Origin of the sequence: Nocardia sp. BMG51109 (assembly GCF_000526215.1) — a bacterium.
Classification (GTDB): Bacteria; Actinomycetota; Actinomycetes; order Mycobacteriales; family Mycobacteriaceae; genus Nocardia.
Genome location: NZ_JAFQ01000004.1, coordinates 4,457,892 through 4,483,218, shown reverse-complemented (window position 1 = coordinate 4,483,218; position 25,327 = coordinate 4,457,892). Strand labels below are relative to the sequence as shown.

At 70.8% G+C, this 25,327-nt stretch carries 24 protein-coding genes, 2 tRNA genes and 1 pseudogene; 14 read left to right on the top strand and 13 right to left on the bottom strand.

Features of this window, described 5'->3' with window-relative positions; genetic code table 11:
- The first annotated feature begins 35 nt into the window (after nt 1–35).
- Complete coding sequence (locus tag D892_RS0121505; protein WP_024803222.1) at nt 36–1,031, top strand: GGDEF domain-containing protein; 996 nt, start codon at nt 36–38, stop codon at nt 1,029–1,031.
- Nucleotides 1,032–1,126: 95 nt separating this feature from the next.
- Entirely contained in the window at nt 1,127–1,891 is a 765-nt protein-coding gene (locus D892_RS0121500) for a DUF1542 domain-containing protein (protein WP_369801829.1), read from the top strand.
- Nucleotides 1,892–2,042: 151 nt separating this feature from the next.
- On the opposite strand, the gene D892_RS0121495 is transcribed toward D892_RS0121500, so the two are convergent.
- Nucleotides 2,043–2,858, bottom strand: coding sequence for an Fpg/Nei family DNA glycosylase (locus D892_RS0121495; protein ID WP_024803220.1), 816 nt, complete (start codon nt 2,856–2,858; stop codon nt 2,043–2,045).
- A 380-nt stretch (nt 2,859–3,238) separates the two neighbouring features.
- Between D892_RS0121495 and D892_RS48705 the strand changes: the two genes are divergently transcribed.
- On the top strand, nt 3,239–3,472 hold the full coding sequence (locus D892_RS48705; protein WP_024803219.1) for a hypothetical protein: 234 nt from the start codon (nt 3,239–3,241) through the stop codon (nt 3,470–3,472).
- Nucleotides 3,473–3,695: 223 nt separating this feature from the next.
- Here D892_RS48705 and D892_RS0121485 read toward each other — a convergent pair whose 3' ends face one another.
- Nucleotides 3,696–4,166, bottom strand: a complete 471-nt coding sequence (locus tag D892_RS0121485; protein ID WP_024803218.1) for a ribose-5-phosphate isomerase — start codon at nt 4,164–4,166, stop codon at nt 3,696–3,698.
- A gap of 313 nt (nt 4,167–4,479) precedes the next feature.
- Between D892_RS0121485 and D892_RS48700 the strand changes: the two are divergent.
- Nucleotides 4,480–5,370 (top strand): annotated as a pseudogene (locus D892_RS48700) (M48 family metallopeptidase); the annotation flags it as partial.
- Between the two features lie 935 nt (nt 5,371–6,305).
- Here the strand turns inward: D892_RS48700 and D892_RS0121475 are convergent.
- The 3 genes from D892_RS0121475 to D892_RS0121465 all read right to left on the bottom strand — a co-directional run bounded on the left by D892_RS0121475 (nt 6,306) and on the right by D892_RS0121465 (nt 7,330).
- Nucleotides 6,306–6,379, bottom strand: a tRNA-Pro gene (locus D892_RS0121475).
- Between the two features lie 45 nt (nt 6,380–6,424).
- Nucleotides 6,425–6,495 (bottom strand) — tRNA-Gly (locus tag D892_RS0121470).
- Nucleotides 6,496–6,655: 160 nt separating this feature from the next.
- Entirely contained in the window at nt 6,656–7,330 is a 675-nt protein-coding gene (locus tag D892_RS0121465; RefSeq protein WP_024803216.1) for a DsbA family protein, read from the bottom strand.
- A 155-nt stretch (nt 7,331–7,485) separates the two neighbouring features.
- Between D892_RS0121465 and D892_RS0121460 the strand changes: the two genes are divergently transcribed.
- From D892_RS0121460 to D892_RS0121450, 3 genes are all read left to right on the top strand, one after another.
- A complete protein-coding gene (locus tag D892_RS0121460) occupies nt 7,486–8,706 on the top strand; it encodes an NAD(P)/FAD-dependent oxidoreductase (protein ID WP_024803215.1) in 1,221 nt (406 codons plus the stop codon).
- Nucleotides 8,707–8,803: 97 nt separating this feature from the next.
- Entirely contained in the window at nt 8,804–9,205 is a 402-nt protein-coding gene (locus D892_RS0121455; RefSeq protein ID WP_024803214.1) for a YciI family protein, read from the top strand.
- Nucleotides 9,206–9,222: 17 nt separating this feature from the next.
- Complete coding sequence (locus D892_RS0121450; protein ID WP_024803213.1) at nt 9,223–10,560, top strand: RNA polymerase sigma factor; 1,338 nt, start codon at nt 9,223–9,225, stop codon at nt 10,558–10,560.
- 72 nt (nt 10,561–10,632) lie between these two features.
- Here D892_RS0121450 and D892_RS0121445 read toward each other — a convergent pair whose 3' ends face one another.
- A complete protein-coding gene (locus D892_RS0121445; protein ID WP_024803212.1) occupies nt 10,633–11,463 on the bottom strand; it encodes a phosphoribosylaminoimidazolesuccinocarboxamide synthase in 831 nt (276 codons plus the stop codon).
- Between the two features lie 558 nt (nt 11,464–12,021).
- Here D892_RS0121445 and pepN point away from each other — a divergent pair.
- A complete protein-coding gene (pepN, locus tag D892_RS0121440) occupies nt 12,022–14,613 on the top strand; it encodes an aminopeptidase N (protein WP_024803211.1) in 2,592 nt (863 codons plus the stop codon).
- A gap of 518 nt (nt 14,614–15,131) precedes the next feature.
- On the opposite strand, the gene D892_RS0121435 is transcribed toward pepN, so the two are convergent.
- On the bottom strand, nt 15,132–15,422 hold the full coding sequence (locus tag D892_RS0121435; RefSeq protein WP_024803210.1) for a putative quinol monooxygenase: 291 nt from the start codon (nt 15,420–15,422) through the stop codon (nt 15,132–15,134).
- 370 nt (nt 15,423–15,792) lie between these two features.
- On the opposite strand from D892_RS0121435, the gene D892_RS0121430 reads away from it, so the two are divergent.
- Nucleotides 15,793–16,398 (top strand): ClpP family protease, encoded by a 606-nt coding sequence (locus tag D892_RS0121430; RefSeq protein ID WP_024803209.1) that lies wholly within the window; start codon nt 15,793–15,795, stop codon nt 16,396–16,398.
- Nucleotides 16,399–16,626: 228 nt separating this feature from the next.
- A complete protein-coding gene (locus tag D892_RS0121425; RefSeq protein ID WP_024803208.1) occupies nt 16,627–17,217 on the top strand; it encodes a ClpP family protease in 591 nt (196 codons plus the stop codon).
- Between the two features lie 87 nt (nt 17,218–17,304).
- On the opposite strand, the gene D892_RS49655 is transcribed toward D892_RS0121425, so the two are convergent.
- From D892_RS49655 to D892_RS0121400, 5 genes are all read right to left on the bottom strand, one after another.
- Nucleotides 17,305–17,826, bottom strand: coding sequence for a helix-turn-helix transcriptional regulator (locus D892_RS49655; protein WP_024803207.1), 522 nt, complete (start codon nt 17,824–17,826; stop codon nt 17,305–17,307).
- Between the two features lie 269 nt (nt 17,827–18,095).
- The gene (locus D892_RS0121415; protein ID WP_024803206.1) at nt 18,096–18,566 is read right to left on the bottom strand and encodes a DUF5130 domain-containing protein; all 471 of its coding nucleotides are present in this window, start codon (nt 18,564–18,566) and stop codon (nt 18,096–18,098) included.
- Nucleotides 18,553–18,846: a hypothetical protein gene (locus D892_RS0121410; protein WP_024803205.1), complete on the bottom strand. Its 294-nt coding sequence runs from the start codon at nt 18,844–18,846 to the stop codon at nt 18,553–18,555. The genes D892_RS0121415 and D892_RS0121410 overlap by 14 nt, the downstream gene beginning before the upstream one ends.
- A gap of 59 nt (nt 18,847–18,905) precedes the next feature.
- Nucleotides 18,906–20,522 (bottom strand): alpha-amylase family glycosyl hydrolase, encoded by a 1,617-nt coding sequence (locus D892_RS0121405; protein WP_369801764.1) that lies wholly within the window; start codon nt 20,520–20,522, stop codon nt 18,906–18,908.
- A gap of 124 nt (nt 20,523–20,646) precedes the next feature.
- On the bottom strand, nt 20,647–21,051 hold the full coding sequence (locus tag D892_RS0121400) for a globin (protein ID WP_024803203.1): 405 nt from the start codon (nt 21,049–21,051) through the stop codon (nt 20,647–20,649).
- A 273-nt stretch (nt 21,052–21,324) separates the two neighbouring features.
- Between D892_RS0121400 and D892_RS0121395 the strand changes: the two genes are divergently transcribed.
- Nucleotides 21,325–22,005 carry an HNH endonuclease gene (locus tag D892_RS0121395; protein ID WP_232236136.1) on the top strand — a complete coding sequence of 227 codons (681 nt, stop codon included), beginning with the start codon at nt 21,325–21,327 and terminating at the stop codon, nt 22,003–22,005.
- Between the two features lie 651 nt (nt 22,006–22,656).
- Nucleotides 22,657–23,598: an NAD-dependent epimerase/dehydratase family protein gene (locus D892_RS0121390; protein WP_024803201.1), complete on the top strand. Its 942-nt coding sequence runs from the start codon at nt 22,657–22,659 to the stop codon at nt 23,596–23,598.
- Between the two features lie 17 nt (nt 23,599–23,615).
- On the opposite strand, the gene D892_RS0121385 is transcribed toward D892_RS0121390, so the two are convergent.
- On the bottom strand, nt 23,616–24,188 hold the full coding sequence (locus tag D892_RS0121385; RefSeq protein ID WP_024803200.1) for a helix-turn-helix domain-containing protein: 573 nt from the start codon (nt 24,186–24,188) through the stop codon (nt 23,616–23,618).
- Between the two features lie 76 nt (nt 24,189–24,264).
- Here D892_RS0121385 and D892_RS0121380 point away from each other — a divergent pair, with 76 nt between their 5' ends.
- The gene (locus tag D892_RS0121380; RefSeq protein ID WP_024803199.1) at nt 24,265–25,005 is read left to right on the top strand and encodes an AzlC family ABC transporter permease; all 741 of its coding nucleotides are present in this window, start codon (nt 24,265–24,267) and stop codon (nt 25,003–25,005) included.
- Nucleotides 25,002–25,316, top strand: a complete 315-nt coding sequence (locus D892_RS0121375; protein WP_024803198.1) for an AzlD domain-containing protein — start codon at nt 25,002–25,004, stop codon at nt 25,314–25,316. Before D892_RS0121380 ends, D892_RS0121375 begins: the two co-directional genes overlap by 4 nt.
- Nucleotides 25,317–25,327: the final 11 nt, after the last annotated feature.

Below are 25,327 nucleotides of genomic sequence, written 5' to 3'. Positions count from 1 at the left end.
CCGGCGCAGACGGCGTCGGCGTGAGGTGAGCGGCGATGCCCACCGATTTCGAGACGCAGGCCGTCGCGGCCGTCGCACGGGACTGGGTACGCGCTGTCTACAGCAGCAGCGGCCTGACCGTACCGCCCGGGCAACTGGAACGGGTCTTCGCCGGGCTCATCGATGAGCTGATGGATCTGGCGCGCTCGGAACCGTTTCCGGTCGCGCCCGCCCGGGACATCGGCCGCCGCTTGGCCGAGGGACCGTTCGACCGGACCCGCATGCTGGCGCCGACCACCCGCGCGTTGCTGGGCTTCGCGCCGGGCTGTCCGGGGTCGCTGGTCGCCACGCGCTGGCCGTTCGTCGCCAGCCACGCGATCGACGCGTACGCGGAGGCGCTGCAGCAGCGCGCGCTCGCCCAGCAGGAACGCAACCTGACGGAGGCGGTGTCGGTGCGGGTGCAGGAGATCGCCGCGCTGCAGCATCGGCTGCGGCACGAGGCCACCCACGACGCGCTGACCGATCTGGCCAACCGGTCGCTGCTGCAGGAACAGGTGCGGCTGATGGCCACCGACCGCTCCCGCGGCGTCGGCCTGCTGCTGATCGACCTGGACGATTTCAAGCAGATCAACGACGGTTACGGCCATTCCGTCGGCGACGAGGTGCTGGTGGAGATCTCCCGGCGGCTGCGCGCGACCTGCCCGGAGGACACCGTGGTGTGCCGCTACGGCGGTGACGAGTTCGTGCTCGCGCTGCCCGCTCGCCGAAATACGCTGGGCGAGCTGGCCATGCGCATTCTCGGCGCGCTGCACGATCCGGTGCCCGCCTCGGCCGGGCCGGTGCCGGTGTCCGCCAGCGTCGGCACCGCATACTGCCCGCCGGGCCGCAGCTGCGATTTCTCCGATCTGCTCCGCAGCGCCGACCGCGCCATGTACTCGGCGAAGACGGCCGGCAAGCGCCGCTTCGCGCTGTCGGAACTCGACGACGCCGAGCCGGGGCCGGACGAATACGACCCGGCCCGGCTCGGTTACGACACGGCCGTCGCGGGCTGAACGACCGCGGAGGGCCGGTGCGCCGCCCGCGTACCCTGGTCGGTGTGACGACGCTTCTGGTCATCCTGGTTCTCGTACTCGTCGTGTTCGTGGGCATGTCGTACTTCGGCCGCTCCGCCCAGCGCAACCGGCAGGCCACGCAGCTGGCCGATGCCAAGGCCGAGGCGCGCCGGCTCACCGAGCGGCTCGGCGGCCAGGTCTACAACCTGGTGGGCAACGACGACGCGTCGAAGCAGGCGCTGGCCGACGCCGGTGAGCGGCTCAATGCCGCGGGTTCGCAGATCGACCAGGCGACCACGGTCGCGCAGGCCCGGCTGGCCAAGGAGACCGCGGTGGAGGGCCTGTACTACGTGCGGGCCGCCCGCACCGCGATGAACCTGGATCCGGGGCCGCCGGTGCCGGAGCTGGACGGGCAGCGCACGGCCGGCCGGGTGACCGAGGACCGCACCGTCGATTTCGAGGGCCGCCGCATCGAGGCGTCGCCCGCGCCGTCGCCGCAGACGCCCAACTATTACCCGGGCGGCCGGGTCGCCGGCCGGCCGGTGCCGGCGGGCTGGTACTCGGAGCCGTGGTGGAAGACGGCGCTCGTCGCGGGCGCCTGGGGCCTCGGTTCGGTGCTGCTGTTCGACGCGCTGTTCAGCGGCATGTCCGGAGTCGCCTACGGCGCCGCCGGATTCGAGAACGGCTTCGGCGAGGGCTACGACGCCGGCTTCGAGGCCGGGCAGGACTCGGGTGGCGACCCGGGCGCGATCGACCAGGGCGGCGGCGATCAGGGCGGATTCGACGGCGGCGGGTTCGACGGCGGCGGATTCGACGGTGGCGGATTCGACGGTGGCGGATTCGACATGGGCGGGTTCTGAGCCCGCGCCGACGCCTCGCGCAACGTCGTTCTCGCACCCCGGCTCTCACGGTGGCCACGTCGTGTATGAGCGCGTGTATCAGCGGCCATGCGAATCGGATATCCGTGCCGGGGCCCGCATTCCGGCTGCGAGGGGACCGTCCGCGATGGGTTCAGCCGGGCTGACAGGTGGGACACCAGAACAGGTTTCGGCCCTCCAGCACCGTATGCAGCACCGTGGACCCGCAGATCCGGCACGGCTCCCCCGCCCGGCGGTAGACGTAGGTGCGTGGCTTGCCCTCGGCGTACGACGGTGCGCCCCGGTCGTGTTCGGAGCGCACCACGACGATCTTTCCGCGCCGCACACCCACCCGCATCAGCTCGACCAGGTCGGTCCACAGCTCGTCCCATTCGGCCGCGGTCACGTCGCGGCCCCGGCGGTGCGGCGAGATACCGTGCCGGAACAGCAATTCCGCGCGGTAGACGTTGCCGACCCCCGCGATCACCGCCTGATCCATCAGCAGCGCGCCGAGCGGGCGCGCCGAGCGCCGGATGCGCTGCCGCGCCCGGTCCGGATCGGCATTGCGGCGCAACGGGTCCGGACCCAGCCGCGTGGTGAGCGCCGCGACCTCCGGCTCGTACAGCACCTCGCACGCGGTCGGACCGCGCAGGTCGGTGCCGTACAGCGACTCGTCGGCGCGGCCGGCGCCGATCATCCGCATCCGCACCTGCCCCACCGGATCCGCCAGCGGCGCGGCCGCTTCGGTGAACGTGCCGTACAGCCCCAGGTGCACGTGCACGACCAGGCCCGAATCGTAATGGTGCAGCAGATGTTTCCCCCACGCCTCGGCCCGCACGAGGACCCGCCCGTCCACCAGCGCCGCGCCCTCGGCGAACCGCCCCTGCGGACTCGATACCCGCACCACGCCGCCGCCGAACCGCTTGTGATGCAACCGGGCCAGCCGGTGCAGGGTGTGCCCCTCAGGCATACCCACCGCCCGAACCACCGCCAGAGCCCCTAGGGCAACCGCCCCTGCCGACACGCCGCCGCACCTTGTTCCGCACTTCCTCTCCGCACCAGGCGACCGGCATCCCCCTCGACGCCGGATATCGCACGGTCAGCGTATCGGTCACGGGCCGTACGAATGCGACCGGCGCACAGCCGCCACCGCCGATCGCCGACAGCGCCCTCCCCGGTGGCGATGCCATCGTCCGAGCGCCGCACGAACACACGACCGGACCAGCCGGACGCGCTCCATCCGGAACCTGGACCGACCCGAACCGCGCACGAGCACCACCGGACCGATCGCCTCCACTCCGCCGGAAACGAGCCCCGAGCCTCACTCGAACACACCAGCAGTCCGGTCGCGTGTCGTCGCGCACCGAGACCGGCCGGCCGAGCCGCACCGGCGTGCACCGGCGGGAATTCCGGCTGCCGTCGTCCGGAACCAGGCCGCCCCTGCCCCGCTCCGACACCGACGCCGCGGGGTGCTACACGGTGCGTGATCTGTGGGCGCACACCAGCGCCACCACTACCGGCAGCCTGCGCGCGGACGTCCCGTCGCACGCCGTGACGATGCTGAGGATCGCACCCACGTGCTGACCGGACCGGCCACCTGGTGAGTCGGCCGGGCACGTCGACCGGACCGATCGGCACATCGACGAGGCCCGGGCGACACCGTCCGGCGAGCAGCGCGCGGCCCGGTCCGTCGGCCGGCGGCAGGCCGAGCGACACCGCCTACCGGACGGCTGGCCGAGCGACACCACCTGCCGGACAGCTGGCCGAGCAACACCGCCTGCCGGACGGCAGGCCGAGCGACACCGAATCAGCTCGGGAGGGCCGGCGCCTCGCCGCTCTTCTCGTACTCGGCGATGATGTCGAGGCGGCGCTGGTGGCGCTCCTCACCCGACCACGGGGTGGCCAGGAAGGCGTCGATGATGGCCAGCGCGCCCTCGGTGCTGTGCATGCGGCCGCCGATGCCCATCAGCTGAGCGTTGTTGTGCTGGCGGGCCAGCTGCGCGGTCTCGACGCTCCAGGCCAGCGCGCAGCGGGCGCCGGGCACCTTGTTGGCGGCGATCTGCTCACCATTGCCGCTGCCGCCGAAGACCAGGCCGAGGCTGCCCACGTCGGCGACGACGCGGCGGGCCGCATCGATGCAGAACGCCGGGTAGTCGTCGACGGCGTCGTACTCGTGCGCCCCGCAGTCGACGACCTCGTGACCGGCCCGCTGCAGATGGTCCTTGACGTGGTTCTTCAGTTCGAAGCCGGCATGATCGGCACCCAGGTATACGCGCATGGCAGCGATTGTGTCAGGCGGTCGGGCGCCCGTTCGCTCTGGGCCGATGCGCCGTTCGCGGCCGGTCCGGCGGCCGTGTGCCGCGGGCTCGCAGCGCGAAGATCGAAGACTGCCTAGAGTTCACAGCATGCAGCCCGAGGACAGAACTCCGCCCCCGACAGCATATTCGGGACGGTCACCCGCCGAGCCCACCGACGTCCCGGCCGCCGGATGGGATCCGCAGGTCGGGCCGCCGGGATGGGCGCCGCAGACGCCGTACTCGCCGCCGCAGCCGCCGGTTGTCCAGCAGACCCGCGGGCTCGGCCCGTTCGGGATGCCGGCCCGGCACAGCTGGGAGATCGGGCTGCTGGTCGTGGTCATCGTGCTGACCGCCAGCGGCTATCTACTCAGCCTGCTGGTTCTGCTCGCCGGCGCGATCAACGACTACATGCTGCTGCTGTTGCTGGCGCCGGTCCTGCTGTATCTGGGCCGCGGCCTGAACTACGCGACGCAGCGGATCAACGCGGTGAAGATGTCGCCCACGCAGTTTCCCGAGGGCTACCACATGGTGGTGGAGGCCGCCCAGCGCTTCGGCATGGCGCGAGTGCCGGACGCGTACGTGGTGACCGGCAACGGGCAGATCAACGCCTTCGCGTCCGGGCACGGATTCCGCCGCTACGTCGTCGTCTACAGCGATCTGTTCGAGGTGGGCGGCCGCGCCCGCAACCCCGACGCGCTGGCGTTCATCATCGGCCACGAGGTCGGGCACATCGCCGCGGGGCACGTGTCGTACTGGCGGCAGCTGGGCATGTTCCTGGTGCCGTTCCTGCCGGTCCTGGGCAATTCGCTGATCCGCAGCCAGGAGTACACCGCCGACAACCACGGATTCTGCAACCGGCCCGGCGGCGCACCGGGCGCGATGCAGACGCTGGCCGGCGGCAAATGGCTGAACCCGCTGGTCGGATTCGACGAGATGGCCGACCGGGCGGCGCAGGAGAAGGGTTTCTTCGTCTGGGTCGCCAACGCCATGGCCTCGCACCCGGTGCTGACCTGGCGCATGTGGGCGCTGCGCGACCGCAGCCGGCACGGCAAGCTGTTCTGGCGTCCGAGCGCACCGCCACCATCGGGCACTCCCGTTGCGCCACAAGGATTTCCGCCGCCGGGCGGGGCGGAGTACCCGGAGTCCGGGGGACCGGCGTACCCGTACCCCGACGGACCGGTCTACCCGCAGTCCACCGAGTACCCTCAACTCGGCGGCTCGGGCTACCCGCAGCCGAGCGGATCGAGCTACACGCAACCAGGCGGCCCGGGGTACGCACAGCCCGGCACCTCAGGTTTCACACGGCCAGGCAGCCCAGACTTCACGCAGCCGACCGGCTCCGGATACACACAACCCAGCGGATCGGGATACACACAACCCGACGGCCCAGGCTTCACCCAACCCGGCGACTCAGGCTTCACACAGCCCGGTACCTCGGAGTTCACTCAGCCCAGCGGCCCCGGCTTCACCCAGCCCGGCAGCTCCGGCTCCGCCCAGACCAGCAGCTCGGGGCCCACCCAGCCCGGAGGCTCCGGGTTCACTCGGTCCAGCGGCTCCGGCCCCGGACAACCGGACGGCTCGGGGTACGCACAGCCCGGTAGTTCGGGCTATGACGCCGAGCCGGGGCCGGACTATCGGCAGCCGGGCGACGCCACCGGCTACGGCGAATACCCGGGCCCGCCACCGGACCGACGCTGACACCGGACGGTGGCCCCGGCAAGCGCTGCCGGATCGGATACCGTTCCGCCGCACGGGCTTCCGCCGCGCGAACAGCTGAACGCACCGGGCGGCGGACCACCGTGGGCATCAGGCTGTCCGGGGCCCGACCAGCGACTCAGCGACATGGCGGCGGATGGCCGAGCCCGCCACGCGTGTAGCCGTACCGATGTCACCCTACGAGTGGAGCACTGGGACCGGCAGGTTGTCGCCTACGACCATCCGGACCGGCCGGGGATACGCGGGAACGGCGGGTGCAGTCCGCCGGCCGGATCGGCGGTCCGGAAGGGTCGCGCAAAAGGCCCACTGCGGCAGCGACATTCGCCAACCGACCGGTCGGAAAGAATGGAGAAGAGACGCGGGCCGCATCGGCTCCGCCGTGCCTGCGGGGAACCGCGGCCGAGTCGGGATGACAGGATTTGAACCTGCGACCCTCCGCTCCCAAAGCGGATGCGCTACCAAGCTGCGCTACATCCCGTTGCGGAAGCCGCGGGGCCTCCGGGCCGCGGGCGGCTCCTGCCGGAGCGGGCGACGGGAATCGAACCCGCACCATCAGCTTGGAAGGCTGAGGTTCTACCATTGAACTACGCCCGCGCGCGTACGACATCGATAGGATCGCCACGATGGTGTCTGCGTCGGCGACAGCAGGCTCCGCGCCACACCCGCGTTCGGCGGTCCCCGCCCGTGGCTCCCGCGGGTTGTCGGCCGGAATCCACTCCGCCGCAACGGATCACGGTGGATTCCGGCCGGGGTATCAGTCGAACTCGGGCGCCTCGTCGCGGGTGCGCTTGAGTTCGAAGAAGTGCGGGTACGAGGCGAGGGCGACGGCGCCGTCCCAGACCTTGCCGGCCTCCTCGCCGCGCGGGATGCGAGACAGCACCGGGCCGAAGAAGGCCACCTCGTTGATGTGGATGGTGGGGGTGCCGACATCCTTGCCGACCTTGTCCATGCCGGCGTGATGGCTGGCGCGCAACGCCTCGTCGTAGTCGGTGCTCGACGCGGCGGCGGCCAGTTCGGCGGGCAGGCCGGCCTCGGCGAGCGAATCGGCGATGACGGCGGCCAGCGACTCGCCGCGGTCCTCGCGCTCGTACTCCTCGCGGCGGTTGTGGATGCGGGTGCCCATCGCCGTGTACAGCGGCGAGAGGATCTTGTCGCCGTGCTGCTGGGCGGCGGCGATCGCCACCCGGACCGGCCCCCAGGCGGTCTTCATCATCTCCAGGTACTGCTCGGGCAGGTCGCGACCCTCGTTCAGCACCGCCAGGCTCATTACGTGGAACCGGGTCTCGATGTCGCGGACCTTCTCGACCTCCAGAATCCAGCGGGAGGTGATCCAGCACCACGGACACAGCGGATCGAACCAGAAGTCCACGCGGTCCTTACCGTCGGTCGGGGCGCCGCCGTCCGCCGGGGTGGTCGTCGTATCGCTCACCTTGAGTCCTCTCGGAAGATCGGGCCGGCACCGTGGAATCGCACCGGTGCCGTCAACACTGATCAACCACGGAATCTTCCGGATATTTCCCGGCCGGGCGACCGGCGCGCAGTAGTGTCGGAATCGACCTGGCTGCCCTCGTACGGAGGTGTGTCATGACCACGGATTCCGCGTTCGTCATCGTCGGCGGCGGGCTGGCCGCCGTCAAGCTCGCGGAGGCGTTGCGCGGCAACGACTTCGACGGCACCGTCACCCTGATCGGCACGGAGGAGCACCTCCCCTACGAGCGGCCGCCGCTGTCGAAGGAACATCTGCTGGGCAAACAGCAGCTCGCCGATTTCACCACCGCCCCCGCACAGTGGTACCGCGACCACCACGTCGAGGTGCTGCCCGGCACCACCGTAACGGCGATCGACCGCGACGCACGCACCGTCACGCTGCCCGACGGTTCCACACGGCGCTACGACAAGCTGGCGCTGGCGACCGGCTCGCGGCCGCACCGCCTGCCGATTCCGGGCGCCGACGCGGACGGGGTGTACGAGCTGCGCACGATCGAGCAGTCCGATGCGCTCCTCGCGCTGTTCGGTTCGGCGCGGCGGCTCGCGGTGATCGGCGCGGGCTGGATCGGCCTGGAGGTGGCGGCCGCCGCCCGCACCGCCGGTGTCGAGGTCACGGTGCTGGAGACGCAGCGGGTCCCCCTGCAAGCCGCGCTCGGCACCCGGATGGGCGAGGTCTTCGCCGAGCTGCACCGGGCGAACGGCGTCGACCTGCGCTGCGAAGTGCGGGTCGCCGAGATCACCACCTCGGGCGGCACGGCCACCGGGGTGCGCCTGGACGACGGCACCGTGCTCGAGGCCGACGCGGTCCTGCAGGCCGTGGGCGCGCGGCCGAATATCGAACTCGCCGGCAATGCCGGTCTCGCCGTCGACAGCGGCGTACTGGTGGACGAGCACCTGGCGACCAGCGATCCGAATATCGTCGCCGCCGGCGATATCGCCGAGCAGCAGCATCCGGTGCTGAAGCGGCGAATTCGCGTGGAGCACTGGGCGAATGCCCTCAATCAGCCCGCGGTGGCCGCGCAGACCATGCTGGGCAGGCCGGCCACCTACGACCGGCTGCCCTACTTCTTCACCGACCAGTACGACCTGGGCATGGAGTACACCGGATACGTCGCACCGGCTCAGGACGCGTCGGTCGTGATCCGCGGGGACGTCGCCGCGCGCGAGTTCGTGGCGTTCTGGCTGGACTCCGGGAATCGGGTGCTGGCGGGGATGAACGTGAACGTCTGGGATGTCACCGACCGGATCAAGGAGCTGATCGCGGGCGGCGAGGCGGTCGATCCGCAGCGCCTGACCGACCCGTCGACCCCATTGTGATCACCGTCACATGCCAGATGTGTAGAAGGCTCGCCGCCGGCTCCGACCTGTCGGTGAGAGCGCCACAGCGGGCGCACCGAACGGCGAGGAGCCGACCATGAAGTACATGCTGCTGAAGACCTACACTCAGGCCGCCTACTGCCACACCCAGATCGACCAGTGGACACCGGAGGAGATCGCGGCGCACATCGAGTTCCAGCGCGCCCTGGGCGAGGAGTTGAGCAAGTCCGGCGAACTGGTGGACGCCCAGGGTCTGGCCTTCCCCGACCAGGCCCGCATCGTGCACTCCGACGGCCGCTCGGCGCCCGTGGTGACCGACGGCCCGTTCCCGGAGACCAAGGAGTTCCTGGCCGGGTACTGGATGGTGGATGTCGACAGCCCCGAACGCGCCGTCGAGATCGCCGCCCGCGCCTCCGCGGGCCCCGGCCCGGGCGGCAAGCCGATCGGCGAGTACATCGAGGTGCGGGCCCTGATGGACGCCCCCACCGGCGACGCCTGACCGAATCCTGGTGCCCCGTGCCCGAATCGGAGACCCAGCAGCCCGGAACGCCAGCAACCGCGCCCGGCGATGCGTCCTCCGTCGTGAGCATGCCGTCTCCGGCTCGGGACGCGGGGTACCGGGGGCACGGCACGTCGCGGGCGGCGGGTGAGGTTGCGCTTCTGCTGCGGGAGATCGCGCCGACGGTGCTCGGTGTGCTGACGCGGCGGTCGGGGGATTTCGATAGGGCCGAGGACGCCGTGCAGGAGGCGATGCTGGCGGCGGCCACGCAATGGCCCGAGGACGGGCTGCCGGACAATCCGCGGGGATGGTTGCTCCAGGTGGCGCAGCGGCGGCTGACCGATGCGGTGCGCGCCGAAATCGCCCGGCGCAACCGGGAAGTCGCGGTCGCGGTGCAGGATGTCGTGCCGCCCAGCGATATTCGGCCGGCGCAGGACGACACCCTGACGCTGTTCCTGCTGTGCTGCCATCCGGCGCTGTCGCCCGCGAGCGCCATCGCGCTGACGCTGCGCGCGGTGGGCGGCCTCACCACCGAGGAGATCGCCCGGGCCTTCCTGCTACCGGAAGCGACCATGGCACAGCGGATTTCCCGGGCGAAGAAGCGGCTGGCGGCGGTGGAACGCCCCTTCGCGGCACCGGCCGATCTCGCCGACGACGGGCGGGTCGACTCGGTGCTGCGGGTGCTGTACGTCGTGTTCACCGAGGGCCACACCGCGACCGTCGGCGCTCGGCTGTACCGGGTCGACCTGGCCACCGAGGCGATCCGGCTGGCCTTCCTGATGCACCGGCTGCTGCCCGGCGATCCCGAGGTGACGGGCCTGCTGGCGCTGATGCTGCTCACCGACGCCCGCCGGGCTGCCCGCACCGGCCCCAACGGCGAACTCATCCCCTTGATCGAACAGGATCGCTCCCGGTGGGACCGGTCGCGGCTGGCCGAGGGCCTGCGGCTGGCCACCGCGGCGATCGGGCACGGCCTGGACGGCCCGTACCGGATCCAGGCCGCGATCGCCGCGCTGCACGCCCAGGCCAGGCGGGCGGAGGACACCGATTGGGAGCGAATCCTGGTGCTGTACACCATGTTCGACCGCCTCGCCGACAATCCGATGGTCACCCTCAATCGCGCCGTCGCCACGGCCATGGTGCACGGCCCCGCCGCCGGCCTGGAACTGGCGAACACCCTCGAGGATCGGCTCACCGGCAACCACCGCCTCGACGCCGTCCGCGGCCACCTCCACGAGATGTCCGGCGACCGCCCCGCCGCCGTAGCCGCCTACACGTCCGCGGCCCGCCTGACGACCAGCGCCCCGGAGCGCGACTACCTCACCCTCCGCGCCGCCACCCTGCGGCACGGGTGACAGGCGCCGACGTCGGCGACGGCCCGGACCCGGCCAGGGCCGGCGGACACCGAACCCGAAGGTCCCGGAAGGTCAGCTGCCGGACCAGGTCCGGGAGGTGATCAGTTCGTACGCCTCGACGTACTTGCGGCGCGTGCCGGCGACGATGTCGGCGGGGATCTCCGGGCCCGGGGGCTCCCTGTTCCAGCCGGTCGAGGTGGCCCAGTCGCGGACGAACTGTTTGTCGAAGGAGCGTTGCGGACGGCCGGGTTCCCAGTCGTCGGCGGGCCAGTAGCGCGACGAGTCGGAGGTCAGGACCTCGTCGCCGAGGGTGAGAACGTCGCCGTCCCAGCCGAACTCGAACTTGGTGTCGGCGATGATCACGCCCCGCTCGGCGGCGTAGGCGGCGCCGCGGGAGTAGACGCCGAGGGTGAGCTCGCGCAGGCGCTCGGCGACGAAGCGCCCCTCCTGCCGCACCACGTCGTCGAAGGTCATGGGCTCGTCGTGGCCCTGGGCGGCCTTGGTGGTGGGCGTGAAGATCGGCTCCGGCAGCTTGTCGCCCTCGCGCAGGCCCGGCGGCAGCGCGATACCCGACACCGAGCCGGTGCGCTCGTACTCCTTCAGCCCCGAGCCGGACAGGTATCCGCGCGCGATGCACTCGACCTGCACCATCTTCAGCGGCGCCACCCGCACCGCGCGCCCGGCGAATTCGGCCGGAACGTCGGTGGTCGACAGGATGTGGTTGGGGACATCGGCGAAGTACTCGAACCACCAGTTCGACAGCTGGGTCAGCAGCGAGCCCTTGTCCGGGATCGGCGTCGGCAGCACCACATCGAACACCGACACCCGATCGGAGGCGACCAGGAGCAGCGAGTCGCCGTCCTCGTACAGATCGCGCACCTTGCCGGAGTGGATGTGCCGCAACTGTCCTCCTCGTGGACGTGGGAAGCCGGGAATGTCGCTCAGCCTACCGACGCGGCATTGCCGCACGGTCGCCGCGGTAGGAACCCGGGTCCGGACACGAACCCCCGGGGCACCGCCGCGCGATTCCGGTACGGCGGACGCCTCGTCCGGCCGTCCGGGGCGGACACGGTCGGCCCGGCCGCGCACGGGCGCCGGCACGGGGCCCGGTCCGGGGACGCTCATCCGCTGAGCGCGGGCGCGGACGCGGCGGGGCGGCGGGCACCACGGATCGGCGGCCGGGCACCCGGTCGGCACCGCGCTCGTCCCCGGCGACCTCACCCCGAGCCGACGCCGAAACGGAACCGGCGCGCGCAGGTCGGCGGACACGATCCCGCACCGACGTGGCATTCTGGCTTCGTTGTCCCGCTCACGGGGCCGCGGCAGCACCGAACCCTCGCGACCGGCGGCACCGAGCCCTCGCGACACCGGGACCGACGCACCAACCGACGGCGCCGCCCGCTCCTCACCGGTGATGGGCGCCCCGCCCGGCACAGCTCTCCGACCAGCGAAGGAGTCTCCTTGTCCGCACCGAATCTCACCCGTGAGCAGGCGATCGCACGCGCCGCGACGATCGGCGTGGAGAACTATCGCGTCGACCTCGACCTGACCGGGTCCGCCGAGACGTTCTTCTCCCGGTCGGCCGTCACCTTCACGGCGACGCCCGGATCGGAGACCTTCCTCGATATCGTCGGCGCCGGGGTGCGGTCGGCGGTGCTCAACGGCGTCGCCCTGGAGATCGGCGACTACGACGAGTCCGAGGGGCTGACGCTGACCGGCCTGGCCGAGCGCAACGAACTGGTGGTGGAGGCCGACTGCGAGTACTCGCACACCGGCGAGGGCCTGCACCGCTTCGTCGACCCGACCGACGACAAGGTCTACCTGTACTCGCAGTTCGAAACCGCCGACGCCAAACGGATGTTCGCCTGCTTCGACCAGCCGGATCTCAAGGCCACCTACGACATCACCGTGACCGCCCCGGCGGGCTGGGAGGTCATCTCCAACGGCGCCGCGATCGAGACGACCGAGACCGGCGGCGGCGTCCGGCACACCTTCGCCACCACCCCGCGCATGAGCACCTACCTCGTCGCGCTGATCGCCGGCCCCTACGCCAAGTGGACCGACACCTACACCGACGAGCACAGCAGCATCCCGCTCGGCATCTACTGCCGCGCCTCGCTGGCCGAATTCATGGACGCCGACCGGCTTTTCACCGAGACCAAGCAGGGCTTCGGCTTCTATCACGAGAACTTCGGCGTGCCCTACGCTTTCGGCAAGTACGACCAGCTGTTCGTGCCGGAGTTCAACGCGGGCGCCATGGAGAACGCGGGCGCGGTCACCTTCCTCGAGGATTACGTCTTCCGCTCCAAGGTGACCCGGGCCTCCTACGAGCGCCGCTGCGAGACGGTGCTGCACGAGATGGCGCACATGTGGTTCGGCGACCTGGTCACCATGAAGTGGTGGGACGACCTGTGGCTGAACGAGTCGTTCGCCACCTTCGCCTCGGTGCTGTGCCAGACCTCGGCCACCGAATACACCAGCGCCTGGACCACTTTCGCGAACGTGGAGAAGTCCTGGGCCTACCGGCAGGACCAGCTGCCGTCCACCCACCCGATCGCCGCCGACATTCCGGACCTGGCCGCCGTCGAGGTCAACTTCGACGGAATCACCTACGCCAAGGGCGCTTCCGTGCTCAAGCAGCTGGTCGCCTACGTGGGCCGGGAGCCGTTCCTGGCGGGCCTGCGCGACTACTTCGCCCGGCACGCCTACGGCAACGCCACCTTCGACGACCTGGTGGGCGCGCTCGAAAAGTCTTCCGGCCGCGACCTTTCCGGCTGGGGCACGCAGTGGCTCAAGACCACCGGACTGAACATCGTGCGCCCGGAGTTCGAGGTGGACGCCGACGGCCGGTTCACCCGGTTCACGGTGATCCAGGAGGGCGCCCGGCCCGGCGCCGGCGAGCGCCGCGTGCACCGGCTGGCCGTCGGCGTCTACGACGAGCAGGACGAGGCCGGCGCATCCACCGGACCCCGTAAGCTGGTGCGCACCAAGCGCATCGAGCTCGATCTCGACGCCGTGGAGCGCACCGACGTGCCGGAACTGGTGGGCGTCCCGCGTGGCAAGCTGGTGCTGATCAACGACGACGACCTCACCTACTGCTCGCTGCGCCTGGACCCGGAGTCGCTGGACACAGTGGTCACCCGCATCGCCGATATCGCCGAATCGCTGCCGCGCACGCTGTGCTGGTCGGCGGCATGGGAGATGACCCGGCAGGCGGAGATGCGTGCCCGCGACTTCGTCGCGCTGGTGCAGCGCGGTGTCGGCGCGGAGACGGAAATCGGTGTGGTGCAACGAGTCCTGATGCAGGCGCGTACCGCGCTGGCCTCCTACGCCGAACCGGAGTGGGCCGCGCGCGAGGGCTGGCCGCAGTTCGCCGACCGGCTGCTGGAGCTGGCCCGGGCGGCCGAGCCGGGGTCGGATCATCAGCTGGCCTTCGTCAACGCGCTCAGCGACGCGCAGCTGTCCGCACAGCACGTCGAGGCACTCGGCGCACTGTACGAGGGAGATTCCGCCAAGGCCGGGCTGACGGGCCTGGTGGTGGACACCGACCTGCGCTGGCGGCTGGTGCGGGCACTCGCCGCGGCGGGCGCGATCGACACCGCCGGCGACGCGACACCGGTGATCGATGCCGAGCTCGACCGCGACCCGACCGCCGCCGGCCGCCGCCAGGCGGCCGCCGCGTCCACCGCCCGGCCGCAGCCCCCGGTGAAGGAGATCGCCTGGAACACCGTGATGACCGACGATTCGGTGCCCAACATCACCGCCCGGGCCATCGTCGGCGGCTTCGCCCCGGCGGGCCAGGCCGACCTGCTGGCGCCCTACGTCGAGCGCTATTTCGCCGAGATCCCCGGCGTCTGGGAGCGCCGCTCCAGCGAGGTCGCCCAGACCGTCGTCGTCGGCCTCTACCCGCACTGGGCGATCAGCGACGAGGCGGTCGCGGTGGCCGACAAGTTCCTCGCCGAGGACCGTCCCCCGGCACTGCGCCGCCTGGTGGTCGAGGGCAAGGCCGGCATCGAAAGGTCCCTGCGCGCCAGGGCTTTCGACGCCGAATAGCGCATCCACGCCCCTGCCTGTTCCGCCGCCTGCGTGACTCCGCGACGGCGGCGAGAACAGGCAGGGGACATGCTGGTCGTTCGGCGAGCAGTGCGTACAGCAACCCGGGCTGCTGGAATTCACCGAGACGCACGCGGTATCGGTCGCGCGGTGGTATGTGGTCGCGGTGTCGTTCGCCGCGCTGCTGGAGGACCATCCGGTCGACGCCGCACCGGGCTCCTTGGAGCTGTTCCGCGGCGATGCACCGCCCGCCGCCGGCGGACGCGACCGACACACCATCCGCCGCCAGTGGACGCGACCAACACACCGCCCGCCGCCAGTGGACGCGACCAACACACCGCCCGCCGCCAGTGGACGCGACCGACACCATGCCGCCAGGGTCCCGCCCCTCGTCGGGGCCCTGGCGGCACGTCTTGCGACGCAACGCGATTCCCGGGTCCGCGCGGGCGGGGCCGCCTTGCGAAGTCGTGGACGAACATCGGCCGGGCACGCAGGGAGGGGTGTCCGGCCGACGGAGGTCAGTCGAACGGCGGACGGATGTCGGTGACCGTGTACATCCACACGTCGACGGTCTCCATGGCGATACCCGTGTCCGGCGCGTCGGCTACGGCGCGCCAGGCGTCGAGGTGTTCGCGCGACTCCCAGCGCTCGAAGTTGTTCACCCGCTCCGGATTCAGGGGGTCCGCGGTGATGGCCACGTCGAAGCAGCCCTCGGCCGCCCGCGCCCGCCGGACCAGGTCCTGATGCGCGGCGACGAACGCGTCACGCCGGTCCGCCGCGACCGTGACATATCCGGCAATGATCAGCATCGGGCAACCTCCTGAGACAACGGCTTCCCAAGACAGACGGCGCGGCCGATCGAAATTCATCGCATCCGGCCGCCGTCACACCGCCGGACAACCCGTGCGCCTGTCCGGAGTCGGGGTGTCGTCCGGCATTCCCGAGAGAGTCCCGCGGCGGCCGGTAAGCAGATCTCCCGGGCACGATGCCGTGCTCCGCACACGCCGAGACAGTTGACCACCGGCTCGGCCGACTCCGCGCGTTTCCCGGCATTGTGACTCGTCGCCTCCGGGGCGACCGCATGGCCGATGGGAAGCGCCGGATCCTCGCTGCTGTGAGCAGATCCGCTCACAGCAGCGTGGGGCGGTTTTCCCGTGAGTGCGCGGGCACGGTGGGTGCATGACCAACGACGACAAGACTCCGCTGTTCAGCTGGCGCGCCCGCGAGCAACTGCTCAGCCGGCGCATTCTGGTGCTCGACGGGGGGCTCGACGACGACAACGGGACGCTGCTGGCGACGCAGTTGCTCACGCTCGCGGCCGAGGATCCCGATTCCGGTATCTCGCTGTGGATCCACTCCCCCGGCGGATCGGTGCCGTCGATGCTCGCGATCCGCGACGTGATGCGGCTGGTGCCGTGCGAGGTCTCCACGCTGGCACTGGGTTTGGCGTGCAGCGCGGGACAGTTCCTGCTCTCGTCCGGCACCCGCGGCAGGCGGTTCGCCCTGCCGCACGCCCGGATTCTCATGCATCAGGGTTCGTCGGGCATCGGCGGCAGCGCGGGCGAGATCGAGGTGCAGGCCGACGACCTGCGGCACACCGTCGAAACTGTGCTCGGACTGATCGCCGAGGACACCGGCCAGCCCTACGAACGCATCTACGAGGATTCCCTGCACGACCGCTGGTTCAGCGCATCCCAGGCCCAGGAGTACGGCTTCATCGACGGCATCGTCGACTCGTTCCACCAGGTGATCCCGAAACGACAGAAAGTGGGGATCTCAGCCTGAGCGGCCGGGCCCGGAGCCGGCAGCGAAGCGTAACCACGGGCCGCCCATACCGCACCACGACACCGCACAAGCAACCAAGCCCGAACCCGACAACGCAGCGCAACCACGCAGGACCCGCCCACGACGCACTGCGGCACAACAGGAGTAGCCGAGCCGGGCGCGGCAGTGAAGCGTGACCACGGAGGGCCACGCCGGCATTCACTCTCACCAGGACCGTCAGGAGACAGCATGACCAGTTACACGATTCCCAATGTCATTGCGCAGCATCCGCACGGCGAGCGGATCATGGACGTCTACTCGCATCTGCTCACCGAGCGGATCGTCTATCTCGGCACCCCGATCGACTCGGGGGTGGCCAACGCGCTCATCGCCCAGCTACTCCACCTGGACGCCGACAGCCCCGGGCAGGACATCAACCTCTACATCAACTGCGAGGGCGGCGACCTGTCGGCCATGCTCGCGGTCTACGACACCATGCAGCACGTCCACTCCCCGGTCGTGACCACCTGCGTGGGGCAGGCCATGGGCGTGGGGGCGGTGCTGCTCGCGGGCGGGGCGACGGGGCGACGCGCCATGCTGCCGCACACACGCATCGTGTTGCACCAGCCCGCGGCTCGCGGCCAAGGAGCGATTCCGGATCTGATCATCCAGGCCGACGAACTCGTCCGGCTACGCGCGGAGATCGAGACGATCCTGTCGAAGCACACCGGCCAGGAGGTGGAGATCCTGCGCCACGACACCGACCGCGACCGAGTCTTCACCGCCCAAGCGGCCGTCGACTACGGCCTGGTCGACCAGATCCTGGACCCGCGCGGCTGAACCGATCCGGGTTCGTCGATGTCGGCCGACGAACCGGGCGCGGCCACAGGACCTCGGCCAGGCCGTGCAGGGGTGCGGGACGTCCGCTCAGGCGGCCAGGGCCATGAGCGTGGGACCCTCGGGGCGGTGATCGGGCACGACCGGTTCGGGATCGCCCGGGGCGGTGACCCGGGTGAGGTCGAGCCGTCGGCGGCGTGCCGCCTCGAGCAGATCCGCGGGCGCCGCGCCGGACGCGCCCGCCGGCGTCGGCACCGCCTCTCGGCGCGAGGCGCCCGGACGGGCGAGGGCGAGCCGCCGCTGTCGCCGGAGTTCGTCGGCGACCTGTTCGGTGAGTCCGCCGAGGGAGGTGCCGAGCGCACCCGCCAGCGCGGCGATCATCTCGCTGGACGGCTCCTTACGCCCGCGCTCCACCTCGGACAGGTACTGCGGCGAAACTCCTGCGCGCCCGGCCGTTTCGGCCAGCGTCTCCCCTTGCTCCCGGCGCAGTGCGCGAAAACGCTCGCCGAGCGCCTCGCGCCACAGCGGTTCCCGGACCGCCTCCCCCGGCCGGGCAGGCGAGCGATCGTCGCGTCCGCCGGGAATCGAATGAAGTCGCGGGTGCTCGGCCATACTCCGAGCCTAAGGTCCCACCCGGCCACCGCACCCACTCATTACGCTCAGAGCGTAATTCGGACCTGCCGTTCGCAGGCCGGCGCGAGACCGCCCGGCACCGGTTCCGCGGCCGATACCTGCGTCGCCCGCGCGGGCTCACGCAACGGTGGCGGCATGCCGATCGGCGGCTCCGACCGAATCGGGGCTGACCGAATCGGACCGACGCCGCCCCGCTTATGTCCCCGCACTCGTTGCGGTGCGGGGAAACGGCAGGGGCGCAGCGTATGTCAGCTGGGGCGGCCGATGGCGGCGGCCATCACCCGGACGGCCGAGACCAGGCCGTCGATCAGCTGGCCCTGACGGAACGAGCTGAGCGCGGCCGTCACGCCGAGCTGGCAGATGCGGTCGTTGACCCGGTCGGCGACATCGCGGCCGGAGCGGACCTCGACGGCACGATCGTTCGGCGAGACGGCGATGAGCACCGAACGCTCCGCCTCGGGGGTGGCCGGGAAGATCGCCTCGACGCCGCTCGCCGGATCCGGCCGCAGCTCACCGATGTAGATGTTGAACCGGACCTTGGTCGCCCGGGTGGCCTCGGTCAGGGTGTTGTCCATCAGCAGCCGCTCGTTGTCGTTGAACGGCGCCTCCTTGAACATGTCCCCGGCCTCGTGCACGCCGGACACCCGGCCGCTGCTGGTGACTACGTATCCGCGCGGCAGGTCGGCCTCGACCACCGCGGGCCACTCAGAATGTGCCACTTGCCCGGCCTCCGATCAGGTCCGCCCCGGCGGATTCGATTGCCGCATGACCGCCATGCGAGGTACTGCCATGCGAGGTTTCGTCGACGTGGTGACCGAACGCCGTCACCTCGTCGGTCGCGCTCCACAGCACCGGGTCGGCGGTCCACTTGTCACCGAGGTTGTAGTGGACCGGCTTCTCGCCCGGCAGTGGCTTACCGAGGTACGACAACCCGGCGATCACCGCGTAGATCACCAGCGGGATGCCGACGAAGATCAGCGCTGTCTCGAGAATGCTCACAGCCCAACGTTAGACGATGCGTCCGACAGGGTCATCGACCGGTGACGTGTCGCGGCGACTCACACCAGCCAGACCGCCGCGTTCACCGGCAGCCGGTCGCCCTCCAGCGGCGCGCTGGCCAGCAGCACCTCGCCCGGCGGCAGCGGTATCGACGCCTCGGAGGCGTTCAGCGCGCAGACCAGCCCGCCCGGCCGCCGGAAGGCCAGGCAGTCGTCCGGGCTGCCGTACCAGTCGAGCTCGGCGCCGGCGAATTCCGGTCGCTCGGCACGCATCTCGATGGCCAGCCGGTACAGCGACAGCGTCGAATCGACGCTCTCCAGCTGCGCCTCCACCGTGAGATCCGACCACCGCGGCGGCAGCGGCAGCCACGACCGGCCCGTGGTGAACCCGAACGGCGGCTGCTCACCCTCCCACGGAATCGGCACCCGGCAGCCGTCGCGGCCGCGCACGGCATGCCCGGAACGCTCCCACGTCGGGTCCTGCAGCACCTCGTCCGGCAGGTCGTCGACGTTCGGCAGGCCCAGTTCGGACCCGTTGTACACGAACACCGCACCCGGCAACGCCAGCTCGAGCAGCATCATCGCCCGGGCCCGGTCCACCCCCACGCTGCCGCCGCCGTACCGGGTGACCTCGCGCTCGATATCGTGATTGGACAGCGTCCAGGTCGCGCTGGCGCCCACCGACGACACCGAACTCAGCGAATTGTCCACGGCCGCACGGATCTTCGTGGCGTCGAACGGCGTCTCGGCGAGCCGGAAGTTGAATGCCAGCTGCAACTCGTCGGGCCGCACGTACTCGGCGAAGCGGGCGTTGTCGTCCACCCACACCTCGCCGATCGACACCGCGTCCGGATACTCGTCGATCACCTTGCGCAGCCGGCGGTGGATCTCGTGCACGCCCGGATTGTTGAAGCGCGGATCGTCGTCGTCGTGCTTCAGCATGCGGGTCTCGACCCGTTCCATATCGGGCAGTCCCGGCGGCTTGGCCATGCCGTGCGCCACGTCGATCCGGAACCCGTCGATGCCGCGGTCGAGCCAGAACCGCATGGTCTGCTCGAAATCGGCGATCACCTCGGGGTTTTCCCAGTTCAGATCGGGCTGCTCGGCGGCGAAGATATGCAGGTACCACTGGCCCGGCGTGCCGTCCGGCTCGGTGATCCGGGTCCAGGCCGGACCGCCGAAGATGCTCGGCCAATTGTTCGGCGGCTCGCTGCCGTCGGAGCCGCGGCCGTCGCGGAATACGTAGCGGGCGCGTTCGGGGCTGTCCGGCCCGGCGGCCAGCGCCTCGGTGAACCACGCGTGCCGATCGCTGGTGTGATTCGGCACCAGGTCCATGGTGACCCGGATCTCCCGGTCGTGCGCCTCGGCGATCAGCTCGTCCAGCACCGCGAGATCGCCGAACAGCGGGTCGATATCGCGCGGATCGCTGACGTCGTAGCCGCCGTCGGCCATCGGCGACCGCATGACCGGGCAGATCCACAGCGCATCGACCCCCAGCAGCTCCAGATAGCCGAGCCGATCGCGCAGACCGCCCAGATCACCGACACCGTCCCCGGTCGAATCGGCGAAGGAACGCGGGTAGACCTGGTAGAACACCGCCGATCGCCACCACGGCGCACGCCCGTCCGTCTCGTCGGGCCGCACGGGAGCATGTTCGGCGCGGTATGAAGCTGTCACAACGGGTAATAGTGCCAAAGGCTTTCGGCAAAAGTCCCCCCGCCCTGGCGTGTTGGACCGATCCGGCTAATCTTCAGCAGGAATCGGACATTCCCCGGTACGAGCCGGAGTTTCCGGCAGACGTTCAGAATGCCGAGTTGACCAGCGAATTCGCCGCCATCTCCAGGTAGTCGAGCAGGGCGCGGCGATGCTCGTCGTCGAGCACCTCCGGCTCGATCTCCGCGACCGCGATCCGCATGCAGCGCAACCACGCGTCCCGTTCGATCGGGCCGATCGGAAACGGCATGTGCCGCATCCGCAACCGTGGATGTCCGCGCTCGTCGGAGTAGGTCCGCGGGCCGCCCCAGTACTGCTCCAGGAACATCCGCAGCCGGCGTTCGGCCGGGCCCAGATCCTCTTCCGGATACAGCGGCCGCAGCACCTCGTCCCGGGCCACCTCCCGATAGAACGCCGCCACGATCCGCCGGAACGTCGCCGCCCCGCCGACCGCCTCGTAGAAGGATGTCGCCGTCTGTTCGCCGGAAGCCATCAACCCTCACTGTGTCGGATTCGCTACTGTGTCGGATTCGCCGAACCTTCGTCGCGGCCCGCAACACCGCCAGCATATCGCTGCGCCGTTCGGCCCGGCACGGCCCGGGATCCGGCGGCGGACACATACCGCCCCCGGGTGTTACCGCACCTTCACGAAAGCCACAGACGGAATGTGTCAAATCAGCTGGCATAGCCGACGGTTCCATGGTCAACTGGGTGGCAGTGTCTGCCCAGATACCATACGAACCGGACCAATGAATTCGGGGTTCCCATGAAGCAGCGGAACGGTGCTCGGTCACACGAGGTGAGAACGCACCGACAACTCCAGCCCGCCGATGTCCACAATCGTGGGTCGGGGGCTTCTCCGCTGCATGTTCTGTCCGATAAACGTCCGTATCCGCACCGCACCGTCGAGCCGGTCACCAGCGCCACCGCATGGGTGAAGCGCCGGGTGTTGCTTCTGAATGCCACCTACGAGCCGCTCACCGCGCTGTCCGCCCGCCGCGCCGTCGTTCTCCTCATCTGCGACAAGGCCGATACCGTTCACCACAATCCCGACAGCCCCGTCGTCCACTCCGCGGGCACGTCGGTCGCCCTCCCGTCCGTGATCCGCCTGCGCAACTACGTCCGCGTGCCGTATCGCGCCCGAGTCCCGATGACCCGCGCGGCGCTGATGCACCGCGACCGCTACCGCTGCGCCTACTGCGGCGCCAAGGCGGAGACCATCGACCACGTGATCCCGCGCAGCCGCGGCGGCGCCCACTCCTGGGAGAACTGCGTGGCCTCCTGCGCGCCGTGCAACCACCGCAAGGCCGACAAGCTGCTCAGCGAGATCGGCTGGACCTTGCACCACTCGCTGGTATCACCGAAGGGCCCGCACTGGCGACTGCTGTCGACCACCGCCGACCTGGATCCGGCGTGGTTGCAGTACCTCGGCGAGGGCGCCGCATAGCCCCGTCGATCGACGAGGAGCCCGCCGCGGAGATTGCCGGGCAGGCGCCGTGCGGTCCTGTCACGCGCCCCTGATCCGTTCTCGCCCAGGCCGATCCGTATGCGGCCAGGCCCTCGGTGGGCGACCGTCGAGCCGCCGGCCGTTCACCGAACTCGGCATGTCGATGCCCGGACCGGCCGTTCAACCCTGCGGTTACCGAGTCTCGCGGAGCGGGGCGGGCCCCCGCGAATCGATCGGGTTCCCCCGGATTGCCATCGACCTCGACAGCCATCGGCTGTTCCCGCGAGCGGCGCTCGACCGTGCACCGATGAGCGGATACCCGCTCGCCGCACCACCTTTCGCTCTTCGTCCGCGGCCGAAGCCGAAGCCGAAGCCGCGGCCACGGTCGTAGTCGTGGCCGAGGCCCACCGGGCCACCTCACGCACCCACGATCCGGCTACAAGTTCCGGCGGCGGCTACCCAGCCGGGCCGTGCGTGGCAGATCCACCACCGATTCCGCTCCCGGGACGATCCCGCAGGTCGTGATGTGCGGCCACACCTGACAGAGAGCGCCCACACCAAAAGAGAGCACCGCTCTTGACAATGCGTGGGCGCGGCGGCATGCTCATATTCGACAGAGAGCATCGCTCTCTAAAGTGATAGGAGCGCACAATGCCCGAACTGCACGTCGTCACCGGAGCCGGGCCCGTCGGCACCACCGTCGCCGAACAACTCGTCGCCGCCGGGAAGAACGTCCGCGTCCTGACCCGGTCCGGTAGCGGCCCGGAGCATCCGCTGATCGAGCGCCGCAAGGTGGATGTCACACGGCGCGACCAGCTTTCGGCGGCCGTCGAGGGCGCGGTCGCGGTCTACCACTGCACGCACGGCTCGCGGTATGCGGCGAGCGCCTGGTGGGCCGAGCTGCCCGCCACCGAGCAGATCGTGCTGGAGGTGGCCGGCCGCGCCGGCGCCGTGGTCGTCTTCCCCGAGAGCCTGTACTCCTACGGCCCGGTGACCGCGCCGATGACCGAGGACACGCCCCGGGCCGCCGACTTCGGCAAGCCCGCCGTGCGGGTGGCGCTACTGCGGGCGCGCGAGGAATCGTCGACGCCGACGGTCAGCGTCGCGGCCTCCGATTTCATCGGGCCGCATGTGCGGAACTCGCACGCCGGCGAGCGCATGGTCCCGAATATCCTGGCGGGCAAGGCGGTTCAGGCCTTCGGCAAACCGGATCTGCCACACTCGTTCACCTACATGCCCGATCTGGCGGCCGCGATGATCGCCGCCGCCGCGAACCGCACGCTGTGGAACTCCTTCCTGCACGCCCCCACCGCGCCCGCGGCGTCGATCCGCGAGCTGGTCGCGGCGCTGGCCGGCGCCGCGGGGCGGCCGGCGCCGAGAATCCTCGCGCTGCCGACCTGGACGCTGCGCGGCGCCGGGCTGATGAACGAGCTGATGCGCGAGCTGGCGGAGATGAACTACCAGTTCGACCGGCCCTTCGAACTGGACTCCACGGCCAGCGAGCGGAGGCTCGGGTTGGCCGCCACGCCACTCCCCGACGTCGCGAAGGGCACCGTGGAGTGGTGGAAAACCGTTGTCGCCCAGGGTAAGTAATCCCGGCGACGAGCGGATCAGCCGTACTCGCTGACCTGCACGCCCCAGGTTCCGGGTTCTCGCGCCTCGAAGATGTGCGGGCGATCGCCGGGATAGCGGATGTAGTCGCCGGGTTCGAGCAGGACCGGCGCCTCGGCCGGTCCGGCCAGGGCTCGCCCGGCGGCCAGGATCAGGTGCTCGACCTCGCCGTGCGAATGCGGATCGGCCAGGCGCGGCCGGCCGGGCTCGGCGGAGACGCGGTAGATGTCGCGGCGGGCGTTCGGCGGGCCCGCCGCCAGCAGCGTCACCCGGTAGTCGGCCTCCGAGGCGCCCAGCATCGGCCCCTCCCCCGCCCGGATCACCTGCACCCGCGGGCGCGGCGGATCGAGCAGGCGCGAGAACGGAATCCCCAGCGCGACGCACAGCGCCCAGAGGGTTTCGATGCTGGGATTGCCGACCCCCGACTCCAGTTGTGACAGCGTGGATTTGGCGACACCGGCGCGACGCGCCACCTCGGTCAGCGACAGGCCGACCCGGGCCCGTTCGCGGCGCAACGCGGCGGCGATGGCCTCCTGCGGTGGCGCGGGCTGGGCGCCGTCGTGCTCGGTCATGATGAATGCAGACAGTACCCGGGGGTCGCGGACGCGTGATTGACGAGGCCGCCCTGTCGCGTTCAATATAGTAGCCGTGCGTTCGATTTGGCGAACACTCGGCCGGCGCGACCGGACCGGCATCGCAACCGTCTGCCTGGCGGTCGCGGCCATCGGCGTGTCCTACGGAGCCACGGCCATTACCGCCGGGATGCCCGCCTGGCTCCCCCTCGTGCTGAGCGTCCTGGTACTGGCCGGCGGTGCGGAATTCCTGTTCGTCGGCATCGTCGCCGCCGGTGGCGGCCCGGTCGCGGCGGTGCTGGCCGGGCTGGTGGTCAACGCTCGGCACCTGCCCTACGGGCTGGCCGTGCCCGATGTGGTGGGCACCGGATGGCGGCGGCTGATCGGCACCCACGTCATGAACGACGAGTCGGTGGCCCTGGCACTGGCCGAATCCGACCGCGACCGCCGCCGCGCCGCCTTCTGGCTGTGCGGGCTCGGCGTGCTGCTGGCCTGGCCGCTGGGCACGCTGCTCGGAGTGGCGATCGGCACCGCGGTGCCCGACCCCGACAGGTTCGGCCTGGACGCGGTGTTCCCGGCGGTGCTGCTGGCGCTGGTCCTGCCCGCGGTCCGCGGTGACCGGGCGACCCGCGCGGCCGTCCTCGTCGGCGCGGCGATGGCGGCGGCCGCCACACCCCTGCTCGGCGCCGGCCTGCCGGTGCTGCTGGCACTGCCCGCGGCGCTGCTCACACTGGTCGGCCGACGCGACCGAACACCCGACAGCGATCGAGAAATTCCGCGCCCCAACGAATTTCCGCCGCGAGGAGAGAACCGGTGAGCATCGCCCTGATCGCCGGCGCGATCGCCCTCGCGGCCGGGACCTACGCCCTGCGCTTCGCCGGCCCGGTGCTGCGCCGCCGCGTCAGCCTCTCGCCGCGCGTGACCCGGCTGCTGGAGGCGGGATCGGTGGTCCTGCTCGCCGCCCTGGCCGTCACCGAACTCGTCCCCGCGGGCCAGCGGGCCGGATTCGCCCTTCCCGCAGGCGTTCTCGTCGCGGTACTGCTCGCCTGGCGGCGCGCCCCGCTCCTCGTGGTCGCCGCCGCCGCTGCGGTGACGACCGCACTCCTCCGGCTGCTCGGGGTCGCGTAAACAGGAGTCGG